19 protein-coding genes are annotated in these 20,057 nt (G+C 65.9%); 7 read left to right on the forward strand and 12 right to left on the reverse strand.

What is annotated here, in order from left to right; translation table 11 throughout:
- The first annotated feature begins 93 nt into the window (after window positions 1-93).
- The 7 genes from JNL31_RS18100 to JNL31_RS18130 all read left to right on the forward strand — a co-directional run bounded on the left by JNL31_RS18100 (window position 94) and on the right by JNL31_RS18130 (window position 7,342).
- Window positions 94-1,116, forward strand: coding sequence for a substrate-binding domain-containing protein (locus JNL31_RS18100; RefSeq protein WP_294976397.1), 1,023 nt, complete (start codon window positions 94-96; stop codon window positions 1,114-1,116).
- A 206-nt stretch (window positions 1,117-1,322) separates the two neighbouring features.
- Complete coding sequence (locus JNL31_RS18105; RefSeq protein WP_294976400.1) at window positions 1,323-2,525, forward strand: ABC transporter substrate-binding protein; 1,203 nt, start codon at window positions 1,323-1,325, stop codon at window positions 2,523-2,525.
- A 109-nt stretch (window positions 2,526-2,634) separates the two neighbouring features.
- A complete protein-coding gene (locus tag JNL31_RS18110; protein ID WP_294976402.1) occupies window positions 2,635-3,600 on the forward strand; it encodes a carbohydrate ABC transporter permease in 966 nt (321 codons plus the stop codon).
- Window positions 3,597-4,430 (forward strand): carbohydrate ABC transporter permease, encoded by an 834-nt coding sequence (locus JNL31_RS18115; RefSeq protein ID WP_294976405.1) that lies wholly within the window; start codon window positions 3,597-3,599, stop codon window positions 4,428-4,430. Before JNL31_RS18110 ends, JNL31_RS18115 begins: the two co-directional genes overlap by 4 nt.
- Window positions 4,431-4,436: 6 nt before the next feature.
- Window positions 4,437-5,438 (forward strand): ABC transporter ATP-binding protein, encoded by a 1,002-nt coding sequence (locus tag JNL31_RS18120; RefSeq protein ID WP_294976408.1) that lies wholly within the window; start codon window positions 4,437-4,439, stop codon window positions 5,436-5,438.
- A 63-nt stretch (window positions 5,439-5,501) separates the two neighbouring features.
- Window positions 5,502-6,287 (forward strand): ThuA domain-containing protein, encoded by a 786-nt coding sequence (locus JNL31_RS18125; RefSeq protein ID WP_294976411.1) that lies wholly within the window; start codon window positions 5,502-5,504, stop codon window positions 6,285-6,287.
- On the forward strand, window positions 6,287-7,342 hold the full coding sequence (locus JNL31_RS18130) for a Gfo/Idh/MocA family oxidoreductase (protein WP_294976414.1): 1,056 nt from the start codon (window positions 6,287-6,289) through the stop codon (window positions 7,340-7,342). The genes JNL31_RS18125 and JNL31_RS18130 overlap by 1 nt, the downstream gene beginning before the upstream one ends.
- Window positions 7,343-7,418: 76 nt before the next feature.
- Here the strand turns inward: JNL31_RS18130 and JNL31_RS18135 are convergent, their stop codons facing one another.
- The 12 genes from JNL31_RS18135 to JNL31_RS18190 all read right to left on the reverse strand — a co-directional run bounded on the left by JNL31_RS18135 (window position 7,419) and on the right by JNL31_RS18190 (window position 20,034).
- Window positions 7,419-8,039, reverse strand: a complete 621-nt coding sequence (locus JNL31_RS18135; RefSeq protein WP_294976416.1) for a hypothetical protein — start codon at window positions 8,037-8,039, stop codon at window positions 7,419-7,421.
- A gap of 12 nt (window positions 8,040-8,051) precedes the next feature.
- Entirely contained in the window at window positions 8,052-9,455 is a 1,404-nt protein-coding gene (gene murD / locus JNL31_RS18140; protein WP_294976419.1) for a UDP-N-acetylmuramoyl-L-alanine--D-glutamate ligase, read from the reverse strand.
- A 127-nt stretch (window positions 9,456-9,582) separates the two neighbouring features.
- Window positions 9,583-9,861 carry an HdeA/HdeB family chaperone gene (locus JNL31_RS18145; RefSeq protein WP_294976422.1) on the reverse strand — a complete coding sequence of 93 codons (279 nt, stop codon included), beginning with the start codon at window positions 9,859-9,861 and terminating at the stop codon, window positions 9,583-9,585.
- 152 nt (window positions 9,862-10,013) lie between these two features.
- Window positions 10,014-11,096: a phospho-N-acetylmuramoyl-pentapeptide-transferase gene (mraY, locus tag JNL31_RS18150; RefSeq protein WP_294976423.1), complete on the reverse strand. Its 1,083-nt coding sequence runs from the start codon at window positions 11,094-11,096 to the stop codon at window positions 10,014-10,016.
- A complete protein-coding gene (murF, locus tag JNL31_RS18155) occupies window positions 11,097-12,539 on the reverse strand; it encodes a UDP-N-acetylmuramoyl-tripeptide--D-alanyl-D-alanine ligase (RefSeq protein WP_294976427.1) in 1,443 nt (480 codons plus the stop codon).
- A 169-nt stretch (window positions 12,540-12,708) separates the two neighbouring features.
- Window positions 12,709-14,190 (reverse strand): UDP-N-acetylmuramoyl-L-alanyl-D-glutamate--2,6-diaminopimelate ligase, encoded by a 1,482-nt coding sequence (locus tag JNL31_RS18160; protein ID WP_294976430.1) that lies wholly within the window; start codon window positions 14,188-14,190, stop codon window positions 12,709-12,711.
- Window positions 14,191-14,215: 25 nt separating this feature from the next.
- Window positions 14,216-16,006 carry a penicillin-binding protein 2 gene (locus tag JNL31_RS18165; protein ID WP_294976432.1) on the reverse strand — a complete coding sequence of 597 codons (1,791 nt, stop codon included), beginning with the start codon at window positions 16,004-16,006 and terminating at the stop codon, window positions 14,216-14,218.
- Between the two features lies 1 nt (window position 16,007).
- Window positions 16,008-16,370: a cell division protein FtsL gene (locus tag JNL31_RS18170; protein ID WP_294976435.1), complete on the reverse strand. Its 363-nt coding sequence runs from the start codon at window positions 16,368-16,370 to the stop codon at window positions 16,008-16,010.
- On the reverse strand, window positions 16,371-17,378 hold the full coding sequence (rsmH, locus tag JNL31_RS18175) for a 16S rRNA (cytosine(1402)-N(4))-methyltransferase RsmH (RefSeq protein ID WP_294976438.1): 1,008 nt from the start codon (window positions 17,376-17,378) through the stop codon (window positions 16,371-16,373). It lies immediately after the preceding gene.
- Window positions 17,379-17,382: 4 nt separating this feature from the next.
- Entirely contained in the window at window positions 17,383-17,886 is a 504-nt protein-coding gene (locus JNL31_RS18180) for a division/cell wall cluster transcriptional repressor MraZ (protein WP_294976441.1), read from the reverse strand.
- Between the two features lie 635 nt (window positions 17,887-18,521).
- Window positions 18,522-19,136, reverse strand: coding sequence for a TetR/AcrR family transcriptional regulator (locus JNL31_RS18185; RefSeq protein ID WP_294976444.1), 615 nt, complete (start codon window positions 19,134-19,136; stop codon window positions 18,522-18,524).
- Window positions 19,137-19,170: 34 nt separating this feature from the next.
- Window positions 19,171-20,034 carry an alpha/beta hydrolase gene (locus JNL31_RS18190; protein WP_294976447.1) on the reverse strand — a complete coding sequence of 288 codons (864 nt, stop codon included), beginning with the start codon at window positions 20,032-20,034 and terminating at the stop codon, window positions 19,171-19,173.
- Between the last annotated feature and the right edge of the window lie 23 nt (window positions 20,035-20,057).

The following is a 20,057-nucleotide window of genomic DNA, read 5'->3' on the forward strand; positions in this document are numbered from 1 at the left end:
CAACGTGCCGCGACGCAGAAGCCACCAACGCCAAGTTTTCCGTTGCTTTTTCAATCCGAAATGTTTCGGATACGTTCCAAAGGGGTTTGAGACATGGCGACATTGAAGGATATCGCGCGGACTCTCGACCTGTCGATCACGCAGGTCAGCCGGGCGCTGAATGATCATTCGGATGTAAGCGAGGAAACCCGCCTTCGCGTCAAGGAGGCGGCGCGGGCGATGAACTATCATCCGAACGCGTCGGCGCGGAAACTGGTGTCGGGGCGGTCGGGGATGGTCGGACTGGTCGTGCCGCAGCATCGGAATATCGGCCAGGATGGCATCTTCCTTGAAGTCGTCGCCGGTCTGTCCGCCCAGTTTTCGGGCCGCGGCATGCAGTTCGTGCTGCATATCATGGCCGAACACGAACCTGCCCTGCCCGTCTACCAGAAGCTGATCGGCAAGGCGATGCTGGATGGCTTCGTGCTGATCGACCCGCAGGACCATGATCCGAGAATCGACTTCCTGAAGAAATCCGGCATCGCCTTCGTCGTGCATGGCCGCGTCGGGAAGGCTATCGACTATCCCTATTTTGACATTGAAAATGAACATCTTGCCTATGATCTCACCCGGCATCTTGCCGACCGCGGCCACAGCCGGATCGCGTTCCTGAACGGGCTCGTCGGGCGGAGCTACGTCACGGTGCGCGAGCAGGGCTATCGCCGCGCACTTGCAGAGGCGGGCGGCGACGACCTGGCGCACCTCCACCTCAACAGCGAAATGGACGAGGCGAACGGGCTGACCGCCACCATCCGTCTTTTCTCGGGCGATGCACCCCGCCCGACCGCCATCATCTGCGGCAACGTGCGCCTTGCGCGCGGGGTCTACCAGGGGCTGGCCGCACTCGGGTTGAATGTGCCCGGCGACGTGTCGGTCGTGGCGCATGACGATGAGCTGCCCAGTCTGCGCGCTTCGGCCTTCTTCCCGGCGCTCACCGTGACCAAGGCCCCCTTGCGCGACAGCTGGGAGCCCCTGGCCGACTGCCTGACCGGGGCAATCGAGGGCAAGCCGCTGGCCGGGCTGCAACGGATCGGCAACTACACTTTCCTCGAACGCAACTCCGTCTCCGCTGTTTGACCGCGGGAACCGCATCGAATCGTTGACCGAAAGCGCTTTGGAGACTATCTTTTCCGAAACGTTTCGGAATCTTTCGGGCGTTTTTCGCGAAAGAAGGCACGCCAGATCGGCGGCTCTAGGGAGGAAAACCAATGAATATCATGAAAGGCCGCGCATTCCGCGCGACCGCAACTGCAGCCATGCTCGCCGTGTTCGGCGCTCCCGTCATGGCTGAAGAAATTTTCTATGTGTCTGGCGCCGTCGGTGCGGCTGTCGAGAACTTCAAGACCCTGGTCAAGCCCTGGGAAGATGCGACCGGGAACACCGTCACCATGGTTCCGATGCCCGCCTCGACCACCGACCAGTTCGGTCAGTACCGCCTGTGGCTCGCCGCCGGAGCGACCGACATCGACCTCTACCAGACCGACGTGATCTGGGCGCCGCAGCTGGCCGACCATTTCGTCGACCTGACCGATGTCGCCAAGGACCTCGTGCCGACGCATTTCCCCTCGATCATCGAATCGCAGACCGTGAACGGCAAGCTGGTCGCCCTGCCGATCTTCACCGACGCGCCCGCGCTCTACTACCGCAAGGACCTCCTGGAGAAATACGGCAAGACCCCGCCGAAGACCTGGGCCGAACTGGCGGAAACCGCCAAGATCATCCAGGACGGCGAACGCGCCGAGGGCAAGGCCGATCTCTGGGGCTTCGTCTGGCAGGGCAACGCCTATGAAGGCCTGACCTGCGACGCGCTGGAATGGATCAAGTCCTATGGCGGCGGCCAGATCGTCGAGCCCGATGGCACGATCTCGGTCAACAACGAGAATGCCGTGGCCGCGCTTGAGATGGCGAAGTCCTGGGTTGGCACGATCAGCCCCGATGGGGTGCTCGCCTACCAGGAAGAGGAAGCCCGTGGCGTCTGGCAGACCGGCAACGCGGTCTTCATGCGCAACTGGCCCTATGCCTACACCTTGGGCAACGGCGACGATTCCGCGGTCAAGGGCCTGTTCGGCGTGACCACCCTGCCGGTCGGCAAGGAAGGCGACGCCTCGGCAGCCACGCTGGGCGGCTGGAACGTTGCCGTGTCGAAATACTCGACCCATCAGGAAGCGGCGATCAGCCTGGCGCTCTATCTCGCCGGACCGGAAGCCCAGAAACAGCGCGCGATCGCCGAATCGAACCTGCCGACGATCATCGCGCTGTATGATGACCCGGACATCGCCGCCGCGCAGCCGATCATCCCGCAGTGGAAGGATGTCTTCCTGAATGCGGTTCCGCGCCCGTCGGCTCCCACGCTGGGCAAGTACAACGAGGTTTCGGCCAAGTTCTGGTCGGCCGTGCACCAGACGCTTTCGGGCGAAGGCACCGCCGCCGAGAACCTGGAGCTTCTGGAAGTGGAACTGACGGACCTCAAGGGGTCGGGCTGGTAAGTCCTCCCGGACCTGACTGACCCCACTGGCGGGCGGTGCTGTCCCCAGCAGTCGCCGCCCGTCTCAACATAACGGGCCTCGGAGGGGGGGCCCGACAGGGGAGGGTATCATGGCAACGAATGATGTTGGAGGCGCGGGGGGCGGGCTCAGCCTCTCGCAGCAGCGGCAACGTGCGGCGTTCTGGTTCATTGCGCCGATGCTTGCAGCTCTGTTCTGCGTCGCGGCCTGGCCGCTCATGCGCACCATCTGGTTCTCGCTGACCAATACCGCGCTGTCCGACCTCTACGGCGGCGAATGGATCGGCTTCGACAACTACCTGTCGTTGCGCGTGCTGGACAGCGGGCGCTGGATCTGGCGCGGCACTCTGGTCGATCCGGCCTGGTGGAACGCGGTCTGGAACACGGTGCGCTTCGCCTTCGTCTCGGTCTTCTTCGAGACCATTCTCGGCCTGATCGTGGCCCTGGTGCTGAATGCCGAATTCAAGGGCCGCGGCCTTGTCCGCGCGGCAATCCTGATCCCCTGGGCCATCCCGACCATCGTGTCCGCGAAGATGTGGGCCTGGATGCTGAACGACCAGTTCGGGATCCTGAACGACATCATGCTTCGGCTGGGCCTGATCGACCAGAAGATCGCCTGGACCGCCTCGGTCGACACCGCGATGTATGCCGTCCTGACGGTCGACATCTGGAAGACCACGCCGTTCATGGCGCTTCTCATCCTGGCCGGCTTGCAGATGGTCCCGCGCGACATCTACGAGGCGGCGAAGCTTGACGGCATCAACCCGGTCAAGGTGTTCTTCAAGATCACCCTGCCGCTCATCCGCCCGGCGCTGGCCGTCGCGATCATCTTCCGGATGCTCGACGCCCTGCGCATCTTCGACCTCGTCTATGTGCTGACGCCGAACAGCGCTGCCACCAAGACCATGTCGGTGATCAGCCGCGAGAACATGATCGACTTCGACAAGTTCGCCTATGGCGCGGCACAGTCGACCCTGCTTTTCGCGATCATCGCGCTGTTCGTCAGCCTCTACATCTGGCTGGGCAAGGTCGACCTATCCGGGGAGGGACAGAAATGACCGGACAGAAATTGCTCTCGACCGTCGGTTTCTACGCCCTTGTCGTGGTGATCGTCGTCTTCTCGGTCTTCCCGTTCTACTACGCCATCGTCACCTCGTTCACGACGGGAACCGACCTGTTCAAGATCAACTACCTGCCCAGGTCCTTCGACTGGGGCAACTACGCGACCGTACTTGGTGGGCGCAACTTCGTCCGCTCCATCCTGAACTCGATCTTCATCGCGACAACGACCGTCGCCTTCGCCCTGTTCCTGGCCGTCACCGCCTCCTACGCCCTGGCACGGGTGCGGTTTCGCGGGCGTGGCATCCTGCTTATGACCATCCTCGCGGTGTCGATGTTCCCGCAGATCGCCGTCCTGGCGGGCCTGTTCGAACTTGTCCGCTTCCTGGGCATCTTCAACACCCCCTGGGCGATGATCCTGTCCTACACCATCTTCACCCTGCCCTTCACCGTCTGGGTGCTGACCACCTTCATGCGCGACCTGCCAGTCGAGATCGAGGAGGCCGCCATCGTCGACGGCGCCACCCCCTGGATCATCATCACCAAGGTCTTCCTGCCGCTCCTGTGGCCGGCGCTTGTCACCACGGGACTCCTGGCCTTCATCGGCGCCTGGAACGAATTCCTCTTCGCGCTCACCTTCACCTCGTCCGAAACCACCCGGACCGTGCCGGTGGCGATCGGGCTTCTCTCCGGGGCAACACAGCAGGAAATCCCCTGGGGTCCGATCATGGCGGCCTCCGTCATCGTGACGGTCCCGCTGATCTTCCTCGTCCTCATTTTCCAACGCAAGATCGTCGCGGGTCTGACCGCGGGCGGCGTGAAGGGCTGACACATCATGGCAAAGATCGAACTGAAGAACGTCACCAAGTCCTATGGCGCCGTCCAGGTGATCAAGGGCATCGACCTCACCATCGAGAAGGGCGAATTCATGGTCTTCGTCGGGCCTTCCGGCTGCGGCAAGTCCACGCTCCTGCGCCTGATCTCGGGGCTGGAGGAGATCAGCACCGGCGACATGCTGTTCGACGGGGAACGGGTGAACAACACCGTCCCGTCCAAGCGTGGCATCGCCATGGTCTTCCAAAGCTATGCGCTGTATCCGCACATGAAGGTCTATGACAACATGGCCTTCGGGATGAAGCTGGACAAAACCAGCCCCGAAGAGATCAGGAAGCGCGTCGAATCCGCCGCGAAACTCCTCCAGATCGACCACCTGCTCGACCGCCTGCCGAAACAGCTCTCGGGCGGCCAGCGCCAGCGCGTCGCCATCGGCCGCGCCATCGTCCGCGACCCGCGGGTGTTCCTGTTCGACGAACCGCTGTCGAACCTGGATGCCGCCCTTCGGGTCCAGACCCGTCTGGAAATCGCGAAGCTGCACCATTCGATGTCCAACGTCACCATGATCTATGTGACCCATGACCAGGTGGAGGCGATGACGCTGGCCGACCGGATCGCGGTGCTGCGAGACGGGCGGCTGGAACAGGCGGGGTCTCCGGCGGAACTTTACGAGCATCCGAACTCGCTGTTCGTGGCGGGGTTCATCGGCAGCCCGAAGATGAACTTCCTGACCGGCAAATTCGCCGCCGACCACGGCTGCACGACACTGGGGGTCCGGTCCGAACATCTTGAAGTGGCGCAGAACGGCCCCTGGTCCGGCGAAGTCCTCCACGTCGAGGACCTCGGCTCCGACCACTTCCTCTTTGTCGAAATCGGCAGCGATGAACCCGTCATCGTCCGCCGCCCCGGCAAGGCCACCATCGACGTCGGCAGCAAGGTGTCCATCGCGCCAATGGCCGGCCACCTGTACCGCTTCGACGCGGACGGCAAACCCGTTCGCTGACCCTACGCCGCGCGCGCCGGTCGCCACGACCGGAGCGCGCATCCATTTTCAAGGAGACTACCCATGACCATCCGCGTCACCGTGTGGGGCGAAAACGTCCACGAACAGAAGAACAAGGTCGTGGCCGAGGTCTACCCCAAGACCATGCACGGCACGATTGCCGAGTTCCTGAACAAGGAAGACGGGATCAAGGCGTCGACCGTCACCCTGCAGGACCCCGAGCACGGGATGACCGCGAAAAGGCTGGCCGAAACCGATGTGCTGATCTGGTGGGGCCACGCCGCGCATGGCGAGGTCAAGGACGAGATCGTCGAGCGTGTCGCCGAGGCCGTCTGGTCCGGCATGGGCGTGATCTTCCTGCATTCCGCGCATTTCTCGAAGCCGTTCAAGCGCCTGATGGGCGCGCCCTGCAACCTGTCCTGGCGCGAGGCCGGCGAGCGAGAGCGGATCTGGGTCACGTCGCGCCAGCACCCGATCGCCCGCGGCATCCCTGATCACTTCGAGATCGAATACGAAGAGATGTATGGCGAGCCCTTCGGCGTGCCGGAGCCGCTGGAAACCGTCTTCGTCAGCTGGTTCCAGGGCGGCGAGGTCTTCCGCTCGGGCCTCACCTACCGGCGGGGCGCGGGCAACATCTTCTACTTCCGCCCCGGGCATGAGACCTATCCGACCTATCACCAGCCGCTGGTGCAGAAGGTCATCACCAACGGCGTCCGCTGGGCCTTCAACCCCGAAACGCGGCTCGCGAATCCGACCGATGCCCCGAACACGCCCGTAGGCAAGACGCTGGAACCCATCGTCGAACGCGGACCGCGCCTCCACCATGACGGCGAGGCTGGGTATCGCTGATGCAACCCGTCCGTCTTCTGATCCTCGGCACCGGCGGCATGGCGAAGAACCATGCCGAAAACTTCGCCGCGATCCCCGGCGTCACCGTCGTCGCCGGGATCGACACAAGGGCCGAGCAGCTCGCCGCCTTTAAGGCCGCCCACAGCATCCCGCACGGCTTTCCTTCCGTGCAGGAGGCCGTGGCCTGGGGTGAATTCGACGCCGTGACCAACGTCACCCCGGACGCCGCGCATTACGCGACGACCCTGCCCTTCCTCGCGGCGGGCAAGCATGTGCTCTGCGAAAAGCCGCTCGCGACCAATGCCGCGCATGCCGAAGAGATGGCCGCCGCCGCCGCGAAGGCCGGCGTCGTGAACATGGTCAACCTGACCTACCGCAACGTCCCCGCGCTGCAAAAGGCGGCGCAGATGGTCCGTGAAGGCGCCATCGGCCAGATCCGCCATTTCGAGGCCTCCTACCTGCAAAGCTGGCTGACCCAGCCCGCCTGGGGCCATTGGGACAAGGAATCGCAATGGCTCTGGCGGCTGTCGACCAAGCATGGCTCCAAGGGCGTTCTGGGCGATGTGGGCATCCACATCCTCGACTTCGCGACCTTCATCGCCGGGATGGATGCGACGCAGATCTCCTGCCTTCTGCAAACCTTCGACAAGGCACCCGGCGGGCAGATCGGCGAATATGTGCTGGATGCGAATGACAGCGCGACCATGCAAGTCCGCCTGTCGAACGGCGCGCTTGGCACGGTCGCGGCCACCCGCTTCGCCACCGGCCACCTGAACGACCTGCGGCTCCGGCTTTACGGCCTGACCGGGGGGCTTGAGGTGCGCTACGAAAAGGGCATCAGCGCGCTGCGGGCCTGCCTGGGCGACGACATCAAGGACGGCACCTGGCACGACGTCGATTGCCCCGACGTGCCCACGGTCTACCAGCGCTTCATCGCCGCGATCCGCAAGGAAGGCCCCGCCGAGCCCGATTTCGCCCGTGGTGCGGCGCTACAGGTGCTGCTGGACAAGGCCGAGGCATCGGCGGGCGAGGGTGGGAAGCTGCTGACGGTGTGACAGGGCGCTCGTCAAGCACTTGCATCGCAATCCTCGCAAAAGCTGCGGGTGCGATGCAAGTGATCGGGGAGGCGCTTCAATCCAGCGGCGCCGCCTCCTGCCCCTGCTCCAGCCCGGCCAGCCGGATCGAGCTGTCGCGCAGATCGCCCCGGATCAGGAAACCCGGCGTCGCGACCTCGGGGTGCTTTTCCACCCAGTCGCGGAAACGGTCATTGGTCACGATCCGCGCCCCGAATTCGCGCGCGGTCTCCAACAGGTAGGGATCGGCCTGCGTCCCCTTCGGGACGACCAGAACCTGCCGCGCCTCAAGCCCCAACATGCGGGCGAAATCCCCGTCGTGCAGATAGCGCCCAGCAAGCTTCCACCCGGCATTTGCATCGAACACCACGCCCGGCACATAGCCGAGACGCCGCAGCTGGCCGATAACCAGCTTCACCGGCTCCAGCTTCGGGGTGTTGTCCTGCCAGTGCATGACGTTCGACCCGTCGACCAGAATCCAGTTCTCCGGCACAGGCTTGGAGCGGGGTTTAATGCTGCGCCACAGGCGCGGCAGCAGAAGCACGATCAGAAGGAGCACCAGAAGCGCAAGCGCCCAGGCGATCTCCCCGGTCGTTACAGTCTGCACGGTCGGCCCGCTCTGGCTGTCGACCGTGATCGTCTTGAAATCCGCCAGCGGCAGCAGGACCGTCGCGATCATCCTTGGCCCCCCTCAGCCGCCGATCAGCGCCCTGACCCGCGCCGTGAAATCATCGCCGCGCTTCTCGAAGTTCGGATACTGGTCGAAACTCGCCGCAGCCGGGGCCAGCAGCACAACCTCGCCCGCCTGTGCCTCTTCGGCGGCCCGCGCCACCGCCCGCTCCATCGTCTCGCAGATCTCGTGCGGGGTTTCGCCGATCTGCAAGGCGAAGTCGCGCGCCGAATGGCCGATCAGATAGGCTTTGACGACCGAGCCGAGATAGGGCTGCAAGGACGCGATCCCGCCGTCCTTGCCCAATCCCCCGGCAATCCAGCGGATTTTCGGAAAGGCTTGCAACGCCTTGGCCGCCGAGTCCACATTCGTCGCCTTCGAGTCATTCACGAACCGCACCCCGGCGCGCTCGCCCACGAGCTGGCTCCGGTGCGGGAGACCTGCAAAGCTGTGCAAGGCGCCCTCGATCAGCTTCGGCGCCAGGCCCAGCGAGCGGCAGGCCGCATAGGCCGCGCAGGCGTTCTGGTGGTTGTGCGCGCCGGGCAAGCCCTTGATGTCCCGAAGATCAATCGAGGCGACCTGCCGCCCCTTGCGCCATTCCGCCAGAAACCCTTTCCGCGCGAAGACCGACCAGCCGAAGCCTTCCAGCTTCGTCCCCGAGGACACCCGGATCACCCGGTCATCCTCCGGCCCCTGCCCCAGCTGGTCCGCGAGGAACCGCCCCTCGACCTCGTCCACGCCGATGACCGCGCGGTCCGGCCCGCCCAGGGTGAAGAGCCGCGCCTTGGCGGCGAAATACCCGCCCATCCCGCCATGCCGGTCCAGATGATCCGGCGACAGGTTGGTGAATACCGCCACATCCGGCGTCAGAGCGCGGGCAAGGTCCGTCTGGTAGGAGGACAGCTCCAGCACCACCACCTCGCCATCGACGGGCGGGTCGATCGAGAGCACCCCCTTGCCGATGTTCCCCGCCATTTGCGTCGGCTTCCCGGCCACTTGCAGGATGTGATGGATCAGTGCCGTCGTCGTCGACTTGCCGTTCGACCCCGTCACCGCCACCACCTTGGGCGGGGTTTCCATCTCTTCCCACTCCGGCCCCGCGGCGCTCTGGAAAAACAGGCCGATGTCGTTGTCGACCGGAATCCCGCCTTCGAGCGCCCGGGCGATGATCGGATTGGGGGCCGGATACAGATGCGGGATGCCGGGCGACGTCACCAGACAGGCCACCCCCTCCAGCGCCGCGTTGCGGGTCAGGTCCGTCAGGGCGAAGCCCTCGGCCTCGGCCTTGGCCCGCGCCTCGGGGCTGTCGTCCCAGAGCAAGGGTTCTGCGCCCCCGGCCCGCAGCGCCGCCGCCGTCGCCAGCCCGGACCGGCCCAGCCCCAGCACCGCCACTTTCTGCCCCTTCATGCCCTTCACCGGGATCATCGCCTGCCTCCCAATCGTCCCCGACAGGGATAGGTCAGGACAGCGCAAAGGGGAAGGGGAGGCGCCAGTCCATCTGCATCAGCCGATAAACCGGGCGACCCGTCCAGGGTCGGGCCGCCCGATTACGTCACTTCTGCATCATGGCATCCATCGCCATCATGTCGGGCTTGTCCTTGCAATGATCCATGGTCATGGTCATCGCTTCCTCGGTCTTGGCCTCGTCCATCTTCATCGACGCATCCGGCCCCGCCATGTGCATGGCTTCGACAGCCTTCATCATCGCGTCCTTGTCCAGCGCCGAATACTCGGCACAGGTCATCTTGGCTGGGTCCATGTCATCGGCCAAAGCCAGCGACGGCAGAGCGGCGACCGCAACAAGCGCAAGCGTCGTGATCGAATGTTTCATCGTACCTCTCCTCGGGCAAAGCCCCTATTGCACGCCCCTTTCGGGCGCGAGGCAGAGGCTAGACGCCAGTCCCGATCACCGGAAAATCACCGAACCGTGCAGCACACAGTGGTGATCGAACGGCGAGCCTGCCGTGATCGGTGCAGGCGACGTCACCGCACTTTCAGCGTCGCCAGGCCGATCATCGCCAGGATCAGGCTGATGATCCAGAAGCGGATCACGATCTGCGGCTCGGCCCAGCCCTTCTTCTCGAAATGGTGGTGGATCGGCGCCATCAGGAAGATGCGCTTCTTGGTGCGCTTGTAGTAGAGGACCTGGATGATCACGCTCAGCGCTTCCACCACGAACAGGCCGCCGACGATGGCCAGCACGATCTCGTGCTTGGTGCAGACCGCGATTGCCCCGAGCGCCCCGCCAAGCGCCAGTGACCCGGTGTCGCCCATGAACACCGCCGCCGGGGGGGCGTTGTACCAAAGGAACCCCAGCCCCGCCCCGAACAGTGCCGAGCAGAAGACCAGAAGGTCGCCGGTACCGGGAACGAAGTGGATATCGAGGTATTCGGCGAAATTCGCGTTCCCGACGACATAGGCGATGATCCCGAGCGTGCCTGCCGCGATCATCACCGGCATGATCGCCAGGCCGTCCAGCCCGTCCGTCAGGTTCACCGCGTTGGCGGCGCCCACGATCACCACCATCCCGAAGGGGACGAAGAACCAGCCCAGGTTCAAAAGCGCATCCTTGAAGAACGGGAACGCCAGTTGGTTGGTCAGCTCCGCCGGATGGAACATCGCGGCCGCATAGGCCGCCAGCGCCGCGATCAAGAGGCCCAGCCCCATCCGCACCCGGCCCGAGACGCCCTTGGTGTTCTGCTTCGTGACCTTGGCATAGTCGTCGGCAAAGCCGATCAGCCCGAAGGCCAGCGTCACCAGGATCACGATCCAGACGAAGGGATTGTCCAGCCGCGCCCAGAGAAGGGTCGAGACCATCAGCGCCGACAGGATCAGGAGGCCCCCCATGGTGGGTGTCCCGGCCTTCGACAGATGCGATTGCGGCCCGTCGTCGCGGATCGGCTGGCCCTTGCCCTGCTTGCGGCGCAAGAGGTCGATCAGCGGGCGCCCGAAGAGGAAGCCGAAGATCAGCGCGGTGACGAAGGCGCCGCCCGCGCGCACGGTGATGTAGCGGAAGAGGTTGAAGACCCCGCCCCCATCGGAAAACTCGGCAAGCCAGTAAAACATCTACAGGGTCCCTTCCTTCGGGCTCGCGCCCTGCCCCATTTTTCGCAGGACGTCAACGATCAGGCTGACCTTGATGCCCTTGGATCCCTTGACCAGCAGGATGTCCCCGGCGTCCACCAGGCTGCGGGCGCGCGGGGCCAGTTCCTGCGCGGTCTCGACCCATTCGCCACGCTGACCCCTTGGCAGGGCGGCGTGGAGTACCTTCATCCGCGGTCCAACACAGTGGATGACGTGAATGGCGGACAGCCCCGGGTGTCGGGCGATGGCGGCGTGCAGATCGATCTCGGTCGGCCCCAGTTCCAGCATGTCGCCCAGGATGGCGATCCGGCGCCCCCCGCCGACACGGCCGATCCCGTCCACGGGTTTCGCCGCGATCAGCACATCAAGGCTTGCTGCCAGCGAGGCCGGGTTGGCGTTGAAGGCGTCGTCGATCAGGTCGAAGTAGGTCTCTTCGACGATGTCGAGCGTGATCCGTTCCCGCTGTCCGCGCCCCGCCGGCGGCAGCCAGCGGCCAAGGTCATGCGCGGCGATCATCGGATCGGCCCCCAGCGCCTCGGCCACCGCCAGCGCGCCAAGCGCATTCAGCGCGAAATGGCGGCCGGGCGAGGAAACCTTGTAGAGGATCGGCTTGCCTTGGTGCGTCGCCCGGCAAACCGTCGCCTCGTCGCCAATCCGCGCTTCCAGAAGCCGCCAGTCGGCACCTTCGCTCTCGCCGAAACCAATCGCCTTCGCGCCCATCGCCCCGGCCTTCGCCCGCAGGATCGGCGTCGTCGGCATGTCGGCGTTGAACACCGCCGTCCCGCCCGGCACCAGCCCCTCGAAGATCGCGGCCTTCTCCTCGGCAATGCCCTCGATGCTGGCGAAAGCCTCCAGATGCGCGGGCGCGACGATGGTGATCATCGCCACGTCCAGCTTTGCCAGTCGCGCAAGCGGCGCAATCTCGCCCGGATGGTTCATCCCGATCTCGATCACCGCGAAGTCGGTCTCCACCGGCATCCGCGCCAGCGTCAGCGGCACGCCCCAGTGGTTGTTGTAGCTGGCTTCCGCGGCATGGGTCCGGCCCTGCCCCGACAGGATCGCCCGCAGCATCTCCTTGGTCGAGGTCTTGCCGACCGAGCCGGTGACGCCGACGACCTTGGCCTTGGTCCGCGCCCGGGCAAAGGCCCCAAGGGCGGCCAGCGCCTTGAGCACATCCGGCACGATCAGCAGCGGGGCGTCAGGCGACACGCCCTCGGGCACACGGCTGACCAAGGCCGCCGCGGCCCCCTTCTCCAGCGCCTGCGCGACGAAATCATGCCCGTCCCGCACATCCTTCAGGGCGACGAAAAGGTCTCCGGGCCTAAGCGTCCGGGTGTCGATGGACACGCCTTGGGCCTGCCACTCCCGCGTCACACGCCCGCCGGTGGCCCCTGCCGCATCGGAGGAAGTCCAGAGCGCCATCATTTCCCACCCCGCGCAAAGCCTGCGCAGAAGCGCTTCTCTCCCCCCGCGTGGGGGAGGGAGAGGGTGGGGGGGCTTCCGGCAGAGGTCGCGCGCCACCTCTGGCCGCTTGCCCCCCACCCCCAGCCCCTCCCCACGGGGGGGAGGGTAGGCGCGATATACCCCCGCCGGTTCATATCACCCCATCCAGCGCAGCCACGGCAACGCTCGCCTGCTCCACATCGTCGAACGGATAGACATCGGTCCCGATCACCTGCCCGCTCTCATGGCCCTTGCCCGCGATCAGCAGCGCATCGCCCGGCAACAGCGCATCCACTGCCCGCAGGATTGCCTCGGCCCGGTCGCCCACTTCATGCGCCTCGGGGCAGGCTGCCAGAATGGCGCGCCGGATCGACGCGGGTTCCTCCGTCCGCGGGTTGTCGTCGGTCACATACAGCACATCGGCATGGGCCTTGGCCGCCGCGCCCATGAGGGGCCGCTTGGTTCGGTCCCGGTCGCCGCCCGCGCCGAAGACCACGACGATCCGCCCCATCACATGCGGACGCAGCGCCGTGAGCGCGGTCTCCAGCGCATCCGGCGTATGGGCATAGTCGACATAGACCGCCGCCCCGTTCCGCCGCGTCGCCGCCAGCTGCATCCGGCCCCGCACGCCCGTCAGGCGCGGCAAGACGCCAAGCACGGCTTCGGGCGCATCCCCGGCGGCAATCGCCAGCCCCGCCGCCACCGCCACGTTCTCGGCCTGGAACGCGCCGATCAGGCCAAGCCGGGTCTGGAACGCCCGGCCCTGCCACAGGTAGCGCACTTCCTGCCCGGTCGCATCGGGCCGCGTGGCCGCGATCTGCAGGTCGGCGCCCTGCCCCTTGCCCACCGTCAGCACCCGCAACCCCCGGGACAGCGCCAGTTCGGCCATCTCCGACCCCTTGGCGCCGTCGAGGTTGACCACCGCCACCCCGTCATCCGGGAGCAAACGGGTGAAAAGCTGCGCCTTGGCCTCGAAATAGGCCTCCATCGTCTTGTGATAGTCGAGGTGGTCCTGCGTCAGGTTGGTGAACCCCGCCGCCTTCAGCCGCACCCCGTCCAGCCGCCGCTGGTCGATCCCATGGGACGAGGCTTCCATCGCCGCATGGGTCACGCCGCCCTGCGCGGCTGCCGCGAGAAGCTTCTGCAACGTCACCGGGTCCGGCGTCGTGTGCCCTGACGGAGCCGTCCAGGCCCCCTCGATCCCCGTGGTGCCGATATTGATCGCCTCATGGCCCAAGGCCGCCCAGATCTGCCGGGTGAAGGTCGCGACCGAGGTCTTGCCGTTCGTCCCCGTCACGGCGACCATCACCTCGGGCTGCGCGCCGAACCACAGCGCCGCCGCACAGGCAAGTGCTGCGCGCGGATCCTCGGCCACAACCAGCGCCACGTCGGTCTCGGCCAAAGCCTCCGCCGCCAGCCGCGCGCCGGTCGCGTCGGTCAGCACCGCCGCCGCGCCCTGCTCCAGCGCCGCGCCGATGAACGTCGCGCCATGCACCGCCGTCCCCGGCAGGGCGGCGAACAGCATCCCGGCCCTGACCGCCCGGCTGTCCGCCGTTACCCCCGACAGTGCCGGATCGCGACCGGCCCGGGCGGTGAGCCCGAGGTCCGATAGCCGTGTCGCGCGCCCTGCCATGTCATGTCCCCGTGATTTGCCAGCTTCAATTGCTGGCGGCTGTTACCGCATCCGGGGCGACAGGTTCAAGCTTGGGGCGCAAACCCATCAGGGGCGCGACCCGCCGGATGATCTCGGCAGCAACGGGCACCGCCGTCCAGCCCGCCGTGCGCCGCGTCTCGGACAGCGTGTCGTCCTGCGGCTCGTCCAGCGTCACGATGAGCACATATTGCGGATTGCTGGCCGGGAACATCGAGGCGAAGGTGTTCACCACCTTGTCGTGGTAATAGCCCCCGGTCTTCTTCGGCTTGTCCGCAGTACCGGTCTTGCCCGCGACCTCATAGCCCGGCACATCGCCCAGCGTGGCCGTGCCTTCCAGCACCACCCGGCGCAGCATCTTGACCGATTCCTCCGCCGTCTTCTCGCTCATGACCCTGACGCCCGTGGTCGGCCCCTCGCGCTTCAGAAGCGTCGGCTTGATCATCACCCCGCCATTGGCAATCGCCGCATAGGCCGCCGCCAGGTGCATCGGGCTGGCCGACATGCCGTGGCCGTAGGAGGTGGTGATCGTCACGATCTCGGGCCATTTCTTCGGGATCAGTGGCTTCGCGCCCGGAGCCTCGACCAGTTCCACCGGCGTCGGGTCGAAGAACCCCATCGACTTCAGGAAGGCTTGCTGGCGCAGCGGCCCGATCATCAGCGCGATATGCGCGGTGCCGACGTTCGAAGACTTCGCGATCACGTCGCTGACCGACAGGAGCGGCCCATAGTTGTGGTTCTCGAATTCCTTGATCAGATGCTTGCCCCACCGCATCGGTGCGTTGGCGTCGACCAGCGTCTCCGGGTTCACCAGCCCCAGCTCCATCGCCTGCGCCACCGCGAAGATCTTGAAGGTGGAGCCAAGCTCATAGACCCCCTGCACCGCCCGGTTGAACAAGGGGCTGTCCCCCGGTTCGGCAGTCTTGTCGACGATCGGCGCGGGCCGGTCGTTCGGATCGAAGGTCGGCAAGGACGCCAGCGCCAGGATTTCCCCGGTCCGCGCGTCCATCAGGATCGCCGCCGCCCCCTTGGCGTGCAGCATGCCCATTCCGGCGGCCAGCACCTCCTCGATGGTGGATTGCAGCGTCAGGTCGATGGAGAGCGTCAGGGGCTTGCCGCCCTGCGCCGGGTCGCGGAGCCTCGCATCCATGGCCTTCTCGATCCCGGCCACCCCGATCACTTCCGCCGAATGCACGCCTTCCGCGCCGAAGGACGTCCCGCCCAGCACATGCGCGGCCAGCGTCCCGTTCGGGTAAAGCCGCATCTCGCGCGGGCCGAAGAGGAGCCCCGGATCGCCGATCTCATGCACCTTCTGCATCTGCTCCGGCGACAGGACCTTGCGAATCCACACGAAACTCCGCCCGTCGGTAAAGCGCCGTTCCAGCGCCTTGGCGTCCAGTTCCGGGAAGATCTCCGCCAGCTTCATCGCCGTGCCCTTCGGGTCGACCATGACCTTCGGGTGCGCGTAAAGCGCGTGCGTCGTCATGTTCGTGGCCAGCACCCGGCCATTGCGGTCGGTGATGTCGGCCCGCTGCGCGATGATCTCGGCCCCCGGTGCGCTCGACTTCGGCTCCATCGGTTCGGTCGCCGCCATCAGCCCCATCCGCGCGCCGATGGCCCCGAAGGCGAAGACAAAGCTGGCGCAGAGGATCAGAAGCCGGAACTGCGCCCGGCCCCGCGCCTTTTCGCGCATCGCCTCGTGCCGGACCTTCAGGTTTTCCTTCTCGATGCTGTCGGGGTTCAGCCCGTCTTGCCGGGCCTGCAGGATACGGGCGAGGGGACGAAGCGGGGTGCGCATGTTACAATCCCTCCGCGCCGGTGGGCTCGGTCGTCGTGCCCTGGACGTCCTGCGAGAAACTGATCTCCGGCAGTTTCGCCGCCGGATAGGCCACTTGCGCGGCCGTGCCGAACTGCGAGGGCTCCATCGGCATCAGGCCCAGCCGGTCGAAATTGGCCGTGGCCAGTTCGCGCAACCGGTCGGGGCGGTTGAGGTAAGCCCATTCCGCCCGCTGCACCGTCAGCGCCTCGCGCAACCCGACGATCTGGCGTTGCAGACCCTCGACCTCCTTCAGCGCGGCCTGCGTCGCGTAATTCTCGCGGTAGGCCCAGAAGCCAAGCGCGATCAGCGCGAGGAACGAGAGGACATACAAAACGGGGCGCATCTATCGGCGTCCTTTCTTCTGAATCTCCGGCAGGCCAAGCTCTGCCGGTGCAAGCATCTTTGCCGGGGCAGTCGTGCGGCGCCCCACCCGAAGCTTCGCCGACCGCGCGCGGGGGTTCCGCGCCACCTCGGCGTCATCCGGTGCCACCGCCTTGCGCGTCACCATCTCGAATCGCGCGGTGGTGTCGGCCTTGGCCGGGGCATATCGGTTGGCGTTGGCCTCGTGGCCCGAGGCAAGCTGGAAGAACCGCTTCACGATCCGGTCCTCAAGGCTGTGGAACGTCACCACGGCCAGAAGCCCCCCCGGCTTCAGCGCCCGTTCGGCGGCGTTCAGCCCCTCGGCCAGCTCCTGAAACTCGGTGTTCACCGCAATCCGGATGGCCTGAAATGACCGCGTTGCAGGGTGACTTTGCCCGGGCTTCGGGCGCGGCAGGCATTTCGCCACGATCTCGGCCAGCTTGGCGGTGGTCGCGATCGGTTCCACCGCCCGCGCCGCGACAATCGCATGGGCGATCCGGCGCGAGGCGCGCTCCTCGCCGTAGTGATACAGGATGTCGGCCAGCACGGCTTCATCCGCCGTGTTCACCAGATCGGCCGCCGAAGGCCCGTCCTGGCTCATCCGCATGTCGAGGGGGCCGTCCTTCATGAAGGAAAACCCGCGCTCGGGCTGGTCAAGCTGCATCGAGGACACCCCGAGATCCAGCACCACCCCGTCCAGCGCCTCGCCCGCAAGGTCATCCAGGTCCGAGAACGTTCCCGCGACCAGCCGCACGCGGTCGCCATAGGCACCGCTCCAGTCCGCCGCCATATGCAAGGCAAGGGGATCGCGGTCCACCCCGATCACCCGATCCGCCCCTGCGGCCAGCAAGGCCCGCGTGTAGCCCCCGGCCCCCAGCGTCCCGTCCAGCCATACACCCGCAATCGGGGCGCATTCCCGCAGGATCGCGTCGATCAATACCGGAACATGGGGATCAGTATCGGACGGGCGGCCTGGCAGCGGACCCTTCATCGGCCTACCCCGTCCGCTTGTGCCGCCCGACAAGGGTCAGCGGGTCGATGTCGTCGTCTTCATCCTCGGCGAGTTCGGCGTCGTACACCTCGCGCCGGTACAGCCGGAAGCGGTTGGTGAAGCCCGCGAAGGCCGCCTCGGCGTCACCGGCCAGATCGCCCGCAAAGCCCATCTTCTCGCGCACGCGGGGCGGCAGGACGATCCGGCCATCGGCGTCGACCTCGACCATCACCGACCGGCTGATCAGGTCACGCTCGGCCCGCACCCGCTCGGGCGAGCCCATCTCCATCGCCTCGATGTCGGCGGCCAGCTGGTCCGCGCCCTGTTTGGAATAGCATTCGACGAAATTGCGCGCCTTGCCGCCGTAGACCATGACCAGTCGCGCGCCGCCCTTTTCGCCTTTCTGGGGATCGTCCGCGTTCAGCACGGCCCGGAAGGCCGCCGGGATCGAGACCCGCGCCTTCCCGTCTACCTTCTGGTAGAACTCGCCTCTGAACGCCTCTGCCATTGCCTGGCCTTCTCAAAACTCACGTCCGGCCCGAAGCGATGGAAATAAAAAGGCGGACCGGGTTGCTGCCACTACCCGATCCGCCGCTGTCCCATCGCTGGGCGTCCAGCTACGCGCGCCACCTGGGGGAGATGTCTGCTCGCTCGCGCGCCGGATCCTTGTTTCGCCGATGAAAGGGGCTGCCTGTATGAAGCTGCCTTACGCCTTGTTCGGGGTCTTTGGTCCGCCCCTGACTTTCACTTGCCCATCGCATCGTCGTGAGAACAACTTGCGTGGGATTTCATGGGAAAGCAAGGGAAATGTTGGGCGCGAATGGGGCTCATCTTGTGTCAGAGGGGACTGGAAAGCCGTATCTTGTGGCGCAGCTCGCCCGCGACCTTCAAACTCTAGGAGAAGCCTTCAAAATGTCCCCCTACATCTTGTGGTCCGGTCACGCCCGATAACCGTCCCGTGATTTCCCAAGATTCAGCGCGATCCAAGCGTGATCGGGGGAAAGCTCGGCCCAACGCCAACGAATCTGCCCGAATCCCGCTGCCGGAAACAGCTGGAATCCGGCGTTTCCCACGATTTCCCGTGACCTGTGATTCGAAATCCGCACCCCGCATCACATCGCAGGGTGCGCTGTGATCCGCACCCTACGGGGTCGTATCGGGCCGCCCGAACAGAAGCCGCAAATAGCGCTCCAGATGATCAAACGCCTCGCGGGCGGGCGCGGGGTCGTTCAGCGCCTTGGCCAGGATGATCCCGCCCTGCACCGCCACCTGGAACTGCTGCGCCAGCCCTTCCGCCGTCACCCCCGGTGCCGGATGCGCCGCAAGCGCCTCGGCCAGATGCGGCCGCACATGCTCGAACCCCGAGGTCACGCTCCGCTCCGCCGCCTCGCGGATGGGGGCGGAAGTCTCGTAGGCCTCCTGCACCGTGGTTCCGGCGACGCAGGTGAACTCCGGGATCGGCTGGCCCAGGATCTGCCGCCTGAGGTCGATATACCCGAAGACCCGGTCCAGCGGGTCGGGCAGGGAATTGTAGGGATGCGCCGCGAACATCGCCCCGGTCGTCGCTGTCCAGTCGTCGATCAGCGCGACGCCCAGCGCCTCTTTCGACGGGAAATGATGGAAGAACGCCCCCTTCGTCACCCCCGCCGCCGCGCAAAGGTCATCGACCGAGGTCGCGGCAAAGCCGCGATGCCGCACCAGCGTCCGCGCGGCCTCCAGAAGCCGCGCGCGCGCCTCGCCACGGGGCAAGCGGCTCATGCGACGCCCCGGGCCTTCGCCCATTCCGCCTGCCTCACTCGAACATCCCCTTCGGAACCTCACCCTTCAGGAAGGGCTCTATGACACCGATCAGCAGGTCGACCTGCCCGATCACCGCAGTATGCGACGTCGCGGGCAGGACCGCCAGCCGCGAGGCGGGCAAGGGCGCGCCCATGTCGCCCATCCCGCCGCCGCCCAGAAGCCGGAACATCGCCACCGAATGCTCCAGCGTCACCACGTCGGCGTCGCCCGTGATGATCAGGACCGGCACCTTCAGCGCCTTGACCTCCGCCTCCCAAGCCATCGGCTCCTTCTCCAGCGCGATCAGCTTTTCGACCAGCGCCGGGAACCCGTCGGGGTCGGCGGCCAGCGTCTTGTAGTCCTCGGCAAAGGGCATGTCGGTGAACATCTCGACCGTCATCATCGGGATGAAGTCGCGGAAGGCGGGCTGCCAGCCCCCGGCATCATAGGCGACCGAGGCGGCGACCAGCTGATCCACCTTCTCGGGATGCCGGATCGCCAGTTGCAACCCCGCCGCCGCCCCCATGGAATAGCCGAAGACATCGGCCTTGGGCAGCTCGACAGCGTCCATGAAGGCCGCCACGTCATCGGCAAGACCCGGATAGGTGATCGGCCGGTCGATGTCGGTGGTGCGGCCATGGCCCTGGAACTCCAGCGCATAGACGGTGTGCGTTTCGGCCAGTTTCGGGATGATCGCGCCCATCGAGGGGATGTTCATGTAAGCCCCGTGCAACACGACCAGCGGCTCGCCCTGACCCGAAACCTCGTAATACATCTGCATGCCGTTGACCTCGACCCGGTTGCCGACCGGGGCGGAGTCCGAAAGGGCCGGACCTGCGGCGAAAAGCGCCAGTGCCAGAACAACGGTGCGAGACATGGTCTCCTCCTCTCCGTAAGTGT

It is taken from the genome of Tabrizicola sp. (assembly GCF_016792905.1).
Classification (GTDB): Bacteria; Pseudomonadota; Alphaproteobacteria; order Rhodobacterales; family Rhodobacteraceae; genus Tabrizicola.

Excerpts from the sequence above, each read along its gene's own strand:
- JNL31_RS18100 (WP_294976397.1), top strand. The coding sequence starts at position 94 with ATGGCGACATTGAAGGATATCGCGCGGACTCTCGACCTGTCGATCACG.
- JNL31_RS18105 (WP_294976400.1), top strand. The coding sequence starts at position 1,323 with ATGGCTGAAGAAATTTTCTATGTGTCTGGCGCCGTCGGTGCGGCTGTC.
- JNL31_RS18110 (WP_294976402.1), top strand. The coding sequence starts at position 2,635 with ATGGCAACGAATGATGTTGGAGGCGCGGGGGGCGGGCTCAGCCTCTCG.
- JNL31_RS18115 (WP_294976405.1), top strand. The coding sequence starts at position 3,597 with ATGACCGGACAGAAATTGCTCTCGACCGTCGGTTTCTACGCCCTTGTC.
- JNL31_RS18120 (WP_294976408.1), top strand. The coding sequence starts at position 4,437 with ATGGCAAAGATCGAACTGAAGAACGTCACCAAGTCCTATGGCGCCGTC.
- JNL31_RS18125 (WP_294976411.1), top strand. The coding sequence starts at position 5,502 with ATGACCATCCGCGTCACCGTGTGGGGCGAAAACGTCCACGAACAGAAG.
- JNL31_RS18130 (WP_294976414.1), top strand. The coding sequence starts at position 6,287 with ATGCAACCCGTCCGTCTTCTGATCCTCGGCACCGGCGGCATGGCGAAG.
- JNL31_RS18135 (WP_294976416.1), bottom strand. The coding sequence starts at position 8,039 with ATGATCGCGACGGTCCTGCTGCCGCTGGCGGATTTCAAGACGATCACG.
- murD (WP_294976419.1), bottom strand. The coding sequence starts at position 9,455 with ATGATCCCGGTGAAGGGCATGAAGGGGCAGAAAGTGGCGGTGCTGGGG.
- JNL31_RS18145 (WP_294976422.1), bottom strand. The coding sequence starts at position 9,861 with ATGAAACATTCGATCACGACGCTTGCGCTTGTTGCGGTCGCCGCTCTG.
- mraY (WP_294976423.1), bottom strand. The coding sequence starts at position 11,096 with ATGTTTTACTGGCTTGCCGAGTTTTCCGATGGGGGCGGGGTCTTCAAC.
- murF (WP_294976427.1), bottom strand. The coding sequence starts at position 12,539 with ATGATGGCGCTCTGGACTTCCTCCGATGCGGCAGGGGCCACCGGCGGG.
- JNL31_RS18160 (WP_294976430.1), bottom strand. The coding sequence starts at position 14,190 with ATGGCAGGGCGCGCGACACGGCTATCGGACCTCGGGCTCACCGCCCGG.
- JNL31_RS18165 (WP_294976432.1), bottom strand. The coding sequence starts at position 16,006 with ATGCGCACCCCGCTTCGTCCCCTCGCCCGTATCCTGCAGGCCCGGCAA.
- JNL31_RS18170 (WP_294976435.1), bottom strand. The coding sequence starts at position 16,370 with ATGCGCCCCGTTTTGTATGTCCTCTCGTTCCTCGCGCTGATCGCGCTT.
- rsmH (WP_294976438.1), bottom strand. The coding sequence starts at position 17,378 with ATGAAGGGTCCGCTGCCAGGCCGCCCGTCCGATACTGATCCCCATGTT.
- JNL31_RS18180 (WP_294976441.1), bottom strand. The coding sequence starts at position 17,886 with ATGGCAGAGGCGTTCAGAGGCGAGTTCTACCAGAAGGTAGACGGGAAG.
- JNL31_RS18185 (WP_294976444.1), bottom strand. The coding sequence starts at position 19,136 with ATGAGCCGCTTGCCCCGTGGCGAGGCGCGCGCGCGGCTTCTGGAGGCC.
- JNL31_RS18190 (WP_294976447.1), bottom strand. The coding sequence starts at position 20,034 with ATGTCTCGCACCGTTGTTCTGGCACTGGCGCTTTTCGCCGCAGGTCCG.